Source organism: Luteibacter sp., from assembly GCF_035539195.1.
GTDB lineage: Bacteria > Pseudomonadota > Gammaproteobacteria > Xanthomonadales > Rhodanobacteraceae > Luteibacter.
The window spans coordinates 74,606-87,464 of the sequence record NZ_DATLIW010000001.1; the positions used below are offsets into that span (position 1 = coordinate 74,606).

The window sequence follows — 12,859 nt, forward strand, 5'->3', positions numbered from 1 at the left end:
CTCGCACAGGCTCCTGCCAGGGCAGGCAGGGGTATCAGGCGGTATCGACCCGGTAACGCGTGTGCTGGCGCCATACGACCCCGGGTCGCAGGATCGCGCCCTCGGCCTCGGGGCTGTTGATCTGGTCCGGGAAGGCCTGGGTCTCCAGCGCGAAGCCGGCGAAAGGGCCATAGGGCTCCAGGTTGCGACTGGGCTGGCCGGTGAGCTTCTGGCCGCTGTAGAACTGCAGGCCGGGGCGGTCGGTCTCGACGGTGAGGCGACGACCGCTGGATGGCTCGGTGACCACGGCCACCGTCCGCAACGACGAACCCATCGGCCCGTGCGGGATGTAGCAATGATCGAAGCCGCCGACCAGGCGCAGCTGCGGATCGGGCCAGTGCAACCGCGATCCGATCGGCGCGGCGTCGCGGAAGTCGAAGGCGGTGCCGGCGACATGCTGGCGACCGACGGGAATCGCCCCCGCGTCGATCGCGAGGAACTCGTCCGCGTCGATGCGGATCACGTGGTCGCGGATATCCGGCCGGCGGTCGTTGAGGTTGAAATACGGGTGTGCGGTGAGGCTGAGCGGCGTCGGTGCGTCCGAGGTCGCCTCGTACTGCAGGTCCAGGGTGCCGTCGTCGTCGAAGCGGCAGCGCAGCTCCACGCGTACCTCGCCCGGAAAGCCGCCGTCGCCTTCGGGCGAGACCAGGCGCATCACCAGCGACTCGCCCTCCGGTTCCACGTCCCAGCGCTGCAGGTGGAAGCCGTACTGGCCACCATGCAGGTGGTTGCCACCATCGTTGCGATCCACTTTGTAATCGATCCCGTCCAGGCGAAAGCGCCCGCCGCGGATGCGATTGGCCCAGCGGCCGACGACGGCGCCCATGTATGCGTTCGAGTCGAGGTACTGCTGCGCCGTCGCATGGCCGAGCAGCACCTCGCCGACGCGGCCCTGGCGATCGGGCGATTGCCAGGAGAGCAGGCTGCTACCGAGGTCGGCAATGTCGATCTGCGCATCGCGTGCGTTGCGCAGGGTCCAGCGGTGGAGCGGTCGGCCGTCGGGAAGCTGGCCCCAGGCGGTGGCATTGGATACGGGCATGGATGAAGCGGTCCCTGCGGGCAACGATCAGGTTGCCGCCGTCTTGCGATGGAGGTCGAGGTACTGGCGTGGCGTACAGTCGTACTCGCGCCGGAATACCGCATACATGTATTGCAGCGAAGTGAAGCCGCAGCGCAGCGCGATATCGGCCAGCGGTACGTCCGAATTCACGATGAGGTCGCACGCGGTGTCGAGCTTGTGCGTAAGAATGACCTGGTGCACGGTCTGCTTGAGCTCGCGCTTGAAGTGTTCTTCCAGCACCGTACGCGATACGCCGACATAGTCGGCCACCTGTTCGGTCTTGATGCCCAGGCAGCCGTACTGGCGGATGTAATGACTGGCACGCATCACGTGCGGACTGCGGATCGGATGGAACTTGCTCGAGGCCTGCACGTTGATGCCAACCGGTGGCACCAGCACGCGCGTGCCGGCGCAGTCCATCCCACGTAGCATCTGGTGCAGCAGGTGAGCGGCCGTCCGGCCCATTTCCTCCGCGCCCTGGATGACCGAGGTGAGCGGAATGCGAGTAAGTAGCTGGGCCATCGGATCGTTGTCGATGCCGACGATGGCGATCTGCTCGGGCACCGCGATACCGCCCATCACGCAGGCCTGCAACAGCTGACGCGCACGCGCGTCGGTGACGGCGACGATACCGATCGGCTTGGGCAACTCGGCCAGCCAGGTGACCAGTTCCTCGACCGCCTGTCCCCAACCGCCCGCGCTGGTCGGCGAGCCCTGGTACACCAGGCCCTCCACCGACTCTTCGGCCACGATCGCGCGGAACGCATGCTCGCGTTCGTGCGCCCAGCGGCTGGTGGGGTGGGGCGGCAGGCCATAGAAGGCGAACCGGGTGAGGCCTTGCTCGATCAGGTGGTCGTAGGCGAGGCGGATGAGCCGGGCGTTATCGGTGGCGATGTACGGCACGTCGCCCGGATAGTTCGCCGGGTCGTGGTAGGAGCCGCCCACGGCCACCACGGGGATGTGCAGGTCGCTCAGGGTGTCGGGCGCTTCCGGATCGTCGAAGTCGGCGATGACGCCGTCGCCACGGAACTGCCGGATGTCACGCAGGCGGCTGCGGAAATCCTCTTCCATGAAGAGGTCCCACTCGACGCGGGTGCTGTTGAGGTAATGCCCAATGCCGGCGATGACCTGACGGTCATAAACCTTGTTCGCGTTGAAAAGCAGGGCGATGCGATGGGGTGCCATGGCCGGAGAAATTACCACGCCACGCGTTAAACCGGCCATGACGCACCGCGGCAAAGAAAACCACGGGAGGCGCGTGGGAAATCGCAATTGCGCCGCATGCCTCCTGCTCGTCAGCATCGTCGGGATTCGTCCCCACGTTCGTCAAGGAATTGTTATGTCGTACTTTTCCCACATCCCCAAGATCGCCTTCGAAGGCGCCGGCTCCGAGAACCCGCTGGCGTTCCATCACTACGACGCCAAGAAGCTGGTGCTGGGCAAGAGCATGGCCGAGCACCTTCGCCTGGCCGTGTGCTACTGGCACACCTTCGTCTGGCCGGGCTCGGACGTGTTCGGCGCCGGCACCTTCGACCGTCCGTGGCACACCGCCGGCGACCCGATGGAAAAGGCCCGCGAAAAGGCCGACGCGGCGTTCGATTTCTTCAGCCGCCTGGGCACGCCGTTCTACACCTTCCACGACACCGACGTGGCCCCGGAAGGCGCCAGCCTCGCCGAGTACAAGAACAACTTCGCCGCGATGGTCGACGTGCTCGAGAAGAAGCAGGCCGAGACCGGCGTGAAGCTGCTCTGGGGCACGGCCAACGTCTTCAGCAACCCGCGCTACGCCGCCGGTGCCGCCACCAACCCGCAGCCGGAAGTGTTCGCCTATGCGGCGACCCAGGTGCGCCATGCCATGGAAGCCACGCATCGCCTCGGCGGCGCGAACTACGTGCTCTGGGGTGGCCGCGAAGGCTACGAGACCCTGCTCAACACCGACCTCAAGCGCGAGCGCAACCAGCTCGGACGCTTCTTCCAGATGGTCGTCGAGCACAAGCACAAGCTCGGCTTCAAGGGCACGATCCTGATCGAACCCAAGCCGCAGGAACCGACCAAGCACCAGTACGACTACGACAGCGCCACGGTCTATGGCTTCCTCAAGGACTTCGGTCTCGAGAACGAGGTCAAGACCAACCTCGAAGCCAACCACGCCACGCTCGCCGGCCACTCGTTCCAGCACGAGGTAGCCACGTCGATCGCCCTGGGCCTGTTCGGCTCGATCGACGCCAACCGCGGCGATCCGCAGAACGGCTGGGACACCGACCAGTTCCCGAACAGCGTCGAAGAACTCACCCTCGTCACCTACGAGATCCTCAAGGCCGGCGGCTTCACCACGGGTGGCTACAACTTCGACACCAAGGTCCGCCGCCAGAGCAGCGCGCCGGAAGACCTTTTCCATGGCCACATCGGCGCGATCGACGCGCTGGCGCTCAGCCTCGAGCGTGCCGCGAAGATGATCGAGCGCGACGCCCTGGCCGATTTCAAGGCCAGGCGTTACGCCGGCTGGGACGCCGAGTTCGGCAGCAAGATCCTGCAGGGTGGCTTCACGCTGGCTTCGCTGGCGGACGAGGCAATCTCCCGCGATATCCACCCGAAGCACGTCTCGGGCGGCCAGGAGTTGCTCGAGAACATCGTCAACCGCTATATCTATGGGTGATATGAGACCCGACATGGAAGCTTCGGCACGTATGTTCCTCGGCATCGACCTCGGCACCTCCTCGGTCAAGGCGGTGCTGGTCGACGACTCGGGAGACGTGCGCGCCAGCGCCACCAGCCCGCTCGAGGTTTCCCACCCCAGGCCGCGCTGGTCCGAACAGGACCCCGCGAGCTGGTGGTCGGCGACCGAGGCCGCCGTTACGGAAGTCCTCAAGGCAACCGATGCCCGCCGCGTGGCGGCCATCGGTCTGTCCGGACAGATGCACGGTGCCACGCTGCTGGACAAGTCCGACCATATCCTGCGGCCGGCCATCCTCTGGAACGATGGCCGCTCGGATGTCGAGTGCGCCGAGCTGGAGAGGGTCCCGGGCTTTCGCGAGATCACCGGCAACCTGGCCATGCCGGGTTTCACGGCTCCGAAGCTGGCGTGGGTGCGCAAGCATGAGCCCGAGGTCTTCGGGCGCATCGCGAAGGTGTTGCTGCCGAAGGACTACCTGCGCCTGCTCCTTACCGGCGAGTACATGACCGATGCCTCGGATGCCGCCGGCACGTTGTGGCTCGATGTCGCCAGGCGCCAGTGGAGCGACGCCATGCTCGCCGCCACGGGGCTCGACCGGTCCCACATGCCGCAGGTGTTCGAGGGCAGCCAGCCTGCCGGCAGGCTGCGCCAGGAACTGGCCGATCGCTGGGGCATGAACGCGGTGCCCGTGGCCGCCGGTGGCGGCGACAACGCGGCAGGCGCCGTCGGTGTCGGTATCGTGCGCGATGGCCAGGCCATGCTTTCGCTGGGCACCTCGGGCGTCTACTTCGCCGTGTCCGACGGCTTCCGCTCCAGCCCCGAGCAGGCCGTGCACAGCTTCTGCCACGCCTTGCCCGACACCTGGCACCTCATGTCGGTGATGTTGAACGCCGCCAGCTGCCTGGATTTCACGGCACGGCTGACCGGGCAGAAGGACGTTCCGGCACTGCTCGCCGAAGCGGAAGCAAGTGGGCTCAAGCCCGACGGGCCGATGTTCCTGCCGTACCTGACGGGGGAACGCACGCCGCACAACGACGCGCATGCTCGGGGCTCGTTCACCCAACTGGGGCCCGGGACCGATCGCGCCGACCTGGCCAATGCCACGCTGGAAGGCGTCGGCCTCGGTCTGCTCGATGGCCTGCTTGCGGTGGAATCCACCGGGCTGGTGGCCGAGGAGATCACTGTCATCGGTGGCGGTTCGCGCAGTGCCTACTGGATTCGCATGCTGGCCGACATTCTCGGCAAACGGCTGGTCCTGCGTAGCGGAGGCGAGGTCGGCCCGGCCCTGGGCGCGGCCCGCCTGGCCCACCTTGCGGTGGATCCGCAGGCCACGCTGGAAGCGGTCTGCCCGATGCCTTCCGTGACGGCGACCTACGAGCCCGATGCAGCGCGTCATGCTTATTTCCTGCAAACGCGCCACCCTCTGTTCCGCCGTACCTACGAACAGTTGAAGTCCCTGACTACCGACGCCGTTCGCGGCGACGATTTCCGCCCTTCCTGAAGGGCGATTCCATAAGCACGGAGATAAGCATGAAGCAGAAGGCTCTACACACGGTGCTGGCCATTTCGATGATCGCCGCAGGCGTTTTCGCCACGCCGCAGGCCCACGCGAGCAAGGAAAAGCCGGTCATCGGTTTCTCCATCGACGATCTGCGCGTCGAGCGCTGGACGAAGGATCGCGACTACTTCAAGGCTGCCGTCGAAGCCAAGGGTGGCACCGTCTCGGTGCAGTCCGCCGACGCCAACGAGCAGAAGCAGATCCAGCAGATCGAGAACCTGATCTCGCGCAAGGTCGATGTCATCGTCATCGTGCCGTTCAACGCCAAGACGCTCACCACCGTGGTCGCCGAAGCGAAGAAGGCCGGTATCAAGGTGATTTCGTACGACCGCCTGATCCTCAACGCCGACGTCGACGCGTACATCTCGTTCGATAACGACAAGGTCGGCCAGATGCAGGCCCAGGGCGTGGTCAACGCCGCACCCAAGGGCAACTACTTCCTGCTCGGCGGCGCGCCGACCGACAACAACGCGAAGATCCTTCGCGAAGGCCAGATGAAGGTTCTCAAGCCGCTGGTCGACAAGGGCGACATCAAGATCGTCGGTCAGCAGTGGACCAACGAGTGGCTCGCCTCGAACGCCCAGTCGATCATCGAGAACGCGCTGACCGCGAACAAGAACAACATCCAGGGCATCGTCGCCTCGAACGACGGCACCGCCGGTGGCGCCATTGCCGCCCTCAACGGCCAGAAGCTGGCCGGCAAGGTGGCCGTGTCGGGCCAGGATGCCGATCTGGCCGCGATCAAGCGGATCAAGGCCGGCACGCAGACCATGACGGTCTACAAGCCGATCAAGACGATCGCCACGGATGCCGCCAACCTGGCGATCGACCTCGCCCAGGGCACCACGCCGCAGTTCACTTCCAAGATGAACAACGGCAAGGGCGACATCAACACCATCCTGCTCACCCCGACCCTGCTGACCAAGCAGAATGTCGACCTCGTGGTGAAGGACGGTTTCTACACCCAGGCCCAGGTCGGCCCGTAAACCAGCGTTAGCGTAAGATCGACGACGCCCCGCCTCATGGCGGGGCGTCGTCCTGCTAAAGGAAATATCGGTGAGCGAATACCTGTTCGAGATGCGCAACATCGTCAAGGAATTTTCCGGCGTGCGCGCGCTCAATGGCATCGACCTGGCCGTCCGGCCGGGCGAATGCGTCGGCCTGTGCGGCGAGAATGGCGCCGGCAAGTCGACCCTGATGAAAGTCCTTTCCGGCGTGTACCCGTACGGTACCTGGGAAGGCGAGATTCTTTTCGATGGCAAGCCTCTGCGTGCCGCATCCGTGCGCGACAGCGAGGCGGCCGGCATCGTCATCATCCACCAGGAACTGATGCTGGTTCCCCAGCTCTCCGTGGCCGAGAACATCTTCCTCGGCAACGAGATCCGCAAGTTCGGTGGCCTGATGGATTACGACGCGATGTACGCCAAGGCCGAGGCCTTGCTCGCGCGCCTGAAGCTCCGTGACGTGAACGTGGCCGCGCCGGTATCGAACTACGGTGGCGGCTATCAGCAATTGTTCGAGATCGCCAAGGCGCTGGCGAAGAACGCCCGCCTGCTGATCCTCGACGAACCGTCGTCGTCGCTGACCTCCTCCGAGACCGATACGCTGCTGGCGATCATCGAAGACCTGAAGAAAGACGGCGTGGCCTGCGTGTACATCTCGCACAAGCTCGAGGAAGTCGCGCGCGTCTGCGATACCGTCACCGTGATTCGCGACGGCAAGCATATCGTCACCAAGCCGATGAGCGAGATGACCACGCATTCGATCATCACGGCGATGGTCGGCCGGGATATCGAGAACCTGTTCCCGAAGGTGGACCACGACATCGGCGAGGTGATCTTCGAAGCGAAGCACGTCACCTGCTGGGATCTCGCCAACCCGAACCGCAAGCGCGTCGACGACATCTCGTTCGAGCTGCGCCGCGGTGAAATCCTCGGCATCGCCGGTCTGGTGGGTGCGGGCCGTACGGAACTGGTCTCGGCCATCTTCGGCGCGTACCCCGGCCGGTACGAGGCGGAGCTGGTCCTCGAAGGCAAGCCGATCAAGATCAAGAATCCCGAGCAGGCGATCAAGGCCGGCCTTTCGCTCGTGCCGGAAGACCGCAAACGCCAGGGCATCGTCCCGCTGTTGGGCGTGGGCGACAACATCACCCTCGCCACGCTGTCGCATTACGCGCACGCGGGCCAGATCGACCGCCAGGCCGAGCTGCAGGTGGTCGACACCGAGATCAAGCGTCTGCGCGTCAAGACGGCCAGTCCGGAACTCGCCATCGTCGGTCTCTCCGGCGGCAACCAGCAGAAGGCCGTGCTGACCAAGATGCTGCTGCCGGGTCCCAAGGTGCTGATCCTCGACGAGCCGACCCGCGGCGTCGACGTCGGTTCCAAGTACGACATCTACAAGCTCATGTTCGAGCTGGCCGGCAAGGGCGTCGCGATCATCATGGTCTCCTCGGAAATGCCCGAGGTGCTCGGCGTGAGCGATCGCGTCCTGGTCGTCGGCGAGGGCAAGCTGCGCGGCGACTTCAAGAACGTCGGCCTGACGCAGGAACAGGTCCTCGCCGCCGCCATCTCGCATGCCGCCGAGGGCCCCGCGCACGCGGCCTGATCCTCCCTCTTATTCACGCGTTACCAGGAAGCTCCTCCATGCAGTCGCAGCAAATCCAGCAACTGTTCGTCCGTTACAAGATCCTCGCGCTGCTCATCGCCGTCGCGATCATCTGGGTGTTCTTCCACATCAAGACCGATGCGGCCTTCATCACCCCGGGCAACCTGTCCAACCTGTTCCGGCAGATGGCCATCACCGGCATGCTTGCCTGCGGCATGGTCTTCGTCATCATCGCCGGCGAGATCGATCTGTCGATCGGCTCGCAACTCGGTCTGCTCGGAGGCGTCGTCGCCATCCTCACCGTGAACCAGGGCTGGGGCACGTGGTCCGCCATCGGCGCCGTCCTCGTCCTGGGCATGCTGATCGGCGCGTTCAACGGCTTCGTCGTGACGAAGATGCGCGTGCCGTCGTTCATCGTTGGTCTGGGCGGCATGCTCGCCTTCCGCGGCATCGTGCTCTACATCACCGGCAGCTCGACCATCGCGCCGGCGCCGGACGACCTCATCGCACTGGGCCAGGGCTTCGTTCCCCCGGTGCTGTCCATGTGGATAGGCGGGATCATCTTCCTCGCCATGGTCGCGCTGACCGTGCGTCGTCGCCTCCGCCGCGCCAAGCTCGGCCTGATGCAGGGCGCGCTGTGGATCGATGTCGCCCGCCTGGTTGCGATCGGCCTGTTCATCGCCGGCTTCGTTCGCATGCTCAACGACGCGAACGGCATTCCCATCCCGGTGATGATCCTGCTGGGCCTGCTGGCGGTCTTCACCTACGTGTCGACGCAGACGGTGTTCGGCCGGCATATCTATGCCGTCGGCGGCAACATGGAGGCGACGCGCCTCTCGGGCGTGAACGTGGCCGGCGTCAAGCTGGTCGTCTTCGCCGTGATGGGCCTGATGTGCGCCTTCGCCGGCATCATCACCGTGGCCCGCACCGGCTCGGGCTCGCCCTCCGCCGGTACCGGTGGCGAGCTGGACGCGATCTCCGCCTGCTTCATTGGCGGCACCTCCATGCGCGGCGGTTCGGGCACGGTCTACGGCGCGCTCATCGGTGCGCTGGTCATGGCCAGCCTGGACAGCGGCATGCAGCTGATGGACGTCGACAACTCCTGGCAGATGATCATCAAGGGCGTAATCCTCGTCCTCGCCGTGTGGGTGGATGTCCTCTCCGGTTCCAATCGCAACGGCTGATCGCTCGCCGAAGCATCGCCGCTGCCCACATAAGCAAGAAAGAGCATCGCCGCTGAAGCGGCTCCCACATAGGCAAGAAAAAGCATCGCCGCTGAAGCGGCTCCCACATAGGCAAGAAAAAGCATCGCCGCTGAAGCGGCTCCCACATGAGCAAGAGCGATGCCTCTTGTGGGAGCCGCTTCAGCGGCGATTGGGTGCTGGCCAAAGACCGTCAAAGACCGTCAAGGAAGAACCATGGAAGACCTCCAAGCCCTCCAGGGCAGCTGGGAGCAGACCCGCTTCGAAGAAAACGGTCTCATCGACCCACCAGATATGCACGGCGGCAACGGCGCGATCACCACCATTGATGGCGATGCCTTCGCCGTTCGCCTGCCAGGCGGAGACCTGCTCCTCGCAGGGCGCTTCATCCTCGATCCGAGCACCACGCCGCGCTCGATCACCTGGATCGACAGCATGGGCGAGGACGCGGGGAAGCACCTGCCCGCGAGCTACGTGCTGGACGGCGATTCGTTCGTCTTCATCGCGGGAGACGAAGGCAAGCCGCGGCCAGTCGAGTTCGCGACATCGCCAGGGCTGACGTTGCGCGGGTTCGTTCGGTGCGGCGCTGTTTAGCGCAAAGCAAAGAGCATCGCCGCTGAAGCGGCTCCCACATAGGCAAGAAAAAGCATCGCCGCTGAAGCGGCTTCCACATGAGCAAGGGCGATGCCTCGTGTGGGAGCCGCTTCAGCGGCGATTGGGTGCTCGCGATTCCACTACCGGCTGGGAGTCACTTCCCGCTATTCCTTGCAATCACTTTCCGCTATTCAAAGCCCGCGCCATCTTCAGATGGTCTTTCAACACCGGCAGGGTTTTCTTCGCAAACGCCTGCAGTTCCTTGTTCGATCCCTTCTCCGCCTCGACCTCGAAAATCGCCACGGCCTTCTGGTGGTCCGCGACCATCACCTTCGCGAACTCCTTGTCGAAGGCCGCGCCATGCAGCATCTGCAGGGCGTCGATGTCCTTCTGGTTCGCCGGTGGCGGCGACTCGGCCGTGGCATAACCGCGGTCGCCTGCGGCGAGAGTCTTCAATTCTTCGCCGGCCTTGGTGTGGTCGGCGATGATCTGATGGGCGAAGGTTTTCACCTTGTCCGAGCCGGCGTTCGTATCGGCCAGCTTGGCGGCTTCGATCTCGGCGAGGCCCGCGCCGCTGGCATTGGTGACGAAGCCGGCGTCGGTCGGCGTACCGCCCTTGGAGTCGGTGTGCTGGGCAAAGGCGGCCATGGGCATAGCGGCGGCGAGGAAGGCGGTGGCCACGAGGCGGGGCAGGGTGCGTGACATGGGGGCTCTCCGTTGACAGGCCCCAGATGTCGCATCCGGGCCATGAAATCGCCGTGACTGCGGCGTAAGTCCGTCTTGGTTCGACGGCCGCGTTCTAGACGCGGGCTTCGCCAGCCATCGACGACTGGCGGAGGTGGTCGATGAAGTCCATCTGCAGGGCGGAGCGCTAGCAGCGTTTGCTTCACGCGTCATGAGATTGTCGGCCGCGAGCCGTCCCCGTCGCTGGAAGTGTTATACGCCTCACAAAGTCACTCCTAAGTGCCGCTTCTCAGACTCCTTCCATAGGCTGACGTGAGGCCGACGCTTAACCTTTCGCCATTTTTGACGAAGGTGCGGGCACACGACCAAAACGCGGCACAGAAACCTCCTGGCAGCATTCTTCTTTTTGGATTTCAAGTTCGCCTGCCGCAGAATCCCCGGGGCGAACACTGGGCGCGAACTGGGTACAGGCAGTTCTTCAGGAGATACAGGTGTTTGCCTTGCGAGCGACTACACCTTCGTCGGGAATCCAATCAATAAAGCCTTTGGATGAGGCCTGTCAGGCGAACGGATGTGAAAACGCCCATGCGATGAAACGGGATCTCCAACTGGGTAGCGATCGAGATATTTTCGTGGACGGGAATGGAAACATGTAATCGGGTCTCCACCAGGGAGCCGGAGAAATGGAATACCTGCACATGAACGTAAATGGGTGGAAATGATGTCCGACTACATGTTTATCTCACTCTCTCTCAGAAATACTACGACGCCGCCGCGCGAGATTTCGACGGCTACGGGTGTCAAGCCATCAACTGCATCGTTGAAGGGCGAACGCGACGCAGCTCGCGTCCTTCCGAGATCGAATCTCTGGTCGATCGAGTCGACGAAAAGCCTCGAGGGGTCTTTGGAGGCATGCTGGCGGACGCTCGAACCTGAACTCGTGCCACGCACTGAGGCATTTCGTCGTTTCGCTTCCGAAGGATCGGCCGTGCTTACGATAGCAATTCGGGGTATGGAAGGACGGTATCCGTCCATCATGATCCCGCCTTCGATGTCACTTTTTGCTGGAACAATCGGTGCCGTTATAGATATTGATCATTTGCTCTCCGCTGACTAGCAGCGCTTGAGAATCGGAGGGCGACTAACTGGTCAACCTGCGCTTTCCCGGCCAGTACTTCGATACCGAATCGGGCCTGAACTACAACGTCAATAGGGATTATGAGGCGGCGAGGAGACGATAATTCCAGAGCGACCCCATCGGCTTGATGTCATCACGGGCGACCATGAGGGGAACGCTGTGAATCACGGAAACGACGGGGACTACACGCAGTGAGTGACTTATTCATGACAATTTCCGTCAGCCTGAGAATCTTCAGCCAAGACCTCACTGCTGCTGACATCGTGGCTTCGCTCAACCTCACACCGACGAGGCAATGGACCAAGGGCGAAATCAGAACAGCGCCTAGTGGTCGTGTGCTTGATGGCGTGTGGGAAAACACCTACGTGACGTTTCGACTTATGGATGGGCAGCGCATCGGGTTAGCAGATGCATTGTCATCTTGCGTGCGTCAGTTGGATCACCTCGCTTCTGTGTTGGACAAGCTGAGACAACGCGGTGCAAAGACCGAGCTTTTTGTTGGGTGGTTCCTCGATAAGGACGGTGGCGACGCCCTACCAAGCGATTTGTTAGTGGCGTTGTCGAACCTTGGGCTGGATCTCTCGTTAGACGTCTACACGGCGGACACCCACAGCAAGGCACATCCCTAGGCGGGAGCGAACCAGGTTACGGTTTCGCTTAACGCTGCGAGCCGCTCCAATACGACACCGCGCCGCGTCAAGGCCACCACCTGCGTCGGTGCCGGGGTGCGTCAAGAGTGTGGTTCCCGGGCCCAGCCACTACTGGGTCAATACTGATAGCAAGATGCTGGCATGGGTGAGAACTGCCAGATTTCAGGGCAGAAATGTTCGGATCTTCCGTTGACGGAGCCGGCTCCACGTGAACGGTATTTTACTAAGTGGAAACCGCCAGACGTTCTCTCGCGGGTGACCGTCTGATGCTACTTTCTTTGACGTCGACCCACTTTTCGACACAGCCCATAACTAGAGGTAAGGTCGCTTCACCCAGCGGCTTTATTCGTTTCGATTCTTTTTCGGCGCGGGGACGCACAAACGAAAGCGGGCGCCCGAAGGCGCCCGCTACGTACAACGCGTTTCCCACCCGCTTACTTGACGCGAACAGCCTTCACACCAAGACCGGCGGCATCGCGCAGGATCTCGGCCTTATCCGTCTTCTCCCACGAGACCGCCGTGAACGTGTTGCCGTTCTTGTCGGTGATCTCATAGGGCTTGCGGCCGAAGTGACCGTTCGAAGCGGTCTGCTGGTACATCGGGTGCACGAGGTCGAGCATCTTGATGATGCCGAACGGGCGCAGGTCGAAGTGCTT

12 protein-coding genes are annotated in these 12,859 nt (G+C 63.4%); 8 read left to right on the plus strand and 4 right to left on the minus strand.

Annotated elements, in window-relative coordinates:
- Positions 1-34: 34 nt before the first annotated feature.
- Positions 35-1,078, minus strand: a complete 1,044-nt coding sequence (locus tag VM621_RS00320; RefSeq protein WP_325466994.1) for an aldose epimerase family protein — start codon at positions 1,076-1,078, stop codon at positions 35-37.
- 27 nt (positions 1,079-1,105) lie between these two features.
- On the minus strand, positions 1,106-2,284 hold the full coding sequence (locus tag VM621_RS00325) for a XylR family transcriptional regulator (protein WP_325466995.1): 1,179 nt from the start codon (positions 2,282-2,284) through the stop codon (positions 1,106-1,108).
- Between the two features lie 154 nt (positions 2,285-2,438).
- On the opposite strand from VM621_RS00325, the gene xylA reads away from it, so the two are divergent.
- From xylA to VM621_RS00355, 6 genes are all read left to right on the plus strand, one after another.
- Positions 2,439-3,755, plus strand: a complete 1,317-nt coding sequence (gene xylA / locus VM621_RS00330; protein ID WP_325466996.1) for a xylose isomerase — start codon at positions 2,439-2,441, stop codon at positions 3,753-3,755.
- A 13-nt stretch (positions 3,756-3,768) separates the two neighbouring features.
- Entirely contained in the window at positions 3,769-5,274 is a 1,506-nt protein-coding gene (gene xylB, locus VM621_RS00335) for a xylulokinase (RefSeq protein WP_345786042.1), read from the plus strand.
- A 29-nt stretch (positions 5,275-5,303) separates the two neighbouring features.
- Positions 5,304-6,317, plus strand: coding sequence for a D-xylose ABC transporter substrate-binding protein (gene xylF / locus VM621_RS00340; protein WP_325466997.1), 1,014 nt, complete (start codon positions 5,304-5,306; stop codon positions 6,315-6,317).
- A gap of 70 nt (positions 6,318-6,387) precedes the next feature.
- Positions 6,388-7,935, plus strand: coding sequence for a xylose ABC transporter ATP-binding protein (locus VM621_RS00345; RefSeq protein ID WP_325466998.1), 1,548 nt, complete (start codon positions 6,388-6,390; stop codon positions 7,933-7,935).
- A gap of 38 nt (positions 7,936-7,973) precedes the next feature.
- Positions 7,974-9,119: a sugar ABC transporter permease gene (locus tag VM621_RS00350; protein ID WP_325466999.1), complete on the plus strand. Its 1,146-nt coding sequence runs from the start codon at positions 7,974-7,976 to the stop codon at positions 9,117-9,119.
- Positions 9,120-9,353: 234 nt separating this feature from the next.
- Complete coding sequence (locus tag VM621_RS00355) at positions 9,354-9,731, plus strand: TIGR03067 domain-containing protein (RefSeq protein ID WP_325467000.1); 378 nt, start codon at positions 9,354-9,356, stop codon at positions 9,729-9,731.
- Between the two features lie 177 nt (positions 9,732-9,908).
- On the opposite strand, the gene VM621_RS00360 is transcribed toward VM621_RS00355, so the two are convergent.
- Positions 9,909-10,436 (minus strand): DUF4142 domain-containing protein, encoded by a 528-nt coding sequence (locus tag VM621_RS00360; protein ID WP_325467001.1) that lies wholly within the window; start codon positions 10,434-10,436, stop codon positions 9,909-9,911.
- A gap of 712 nt (positions 10,437-11,148) precedes the next feature.
- On the opposite strand from VM621_RS00360, the gene VM621_RS19535 reads away from it, so the two are divergent.
- Both VM621_RS19535 and VM621_RS00365 read left to right on the plus strand, forming a co-directional pair.
- Positions 11,149-11,532, plus strand: a complete 384-nt coding sequence (locus VM621_RS19535) for a DUF4279 domain-containing protein (protein WP_414674468.1) — start codon at positions 11,149-11,151, stop codon at positions 11,530-11,532.
- A 227-nt stretch (positions 11,533-11,759) separates the two neighbouring features.
- Complete coding sequence (locus VM621_RS00365; RefSeq protein WP_325467002.1) at positions 11,760-12,182, plus strand: DUF4279 domain-containing protein; 423 nt, start codon at positions 11,760-11,762, stop codon at positions 12,180-12,182.
- Positions 12,183-12,637: 455 nt separating this feature from the next.
- On the opposite strand, the gene VM621_RS00370 is transcribed toward VM621_RS00365, so the two are convergent.
- A partial coding sequence (locus VM621_RS00370) for a methionine adenosyltransferase domain-containing protein (RefSeq protein ID WP_325467003.1) occupies positions 12,638-12,859 on the minus strand: 222 nt, incomplete at its 5' end.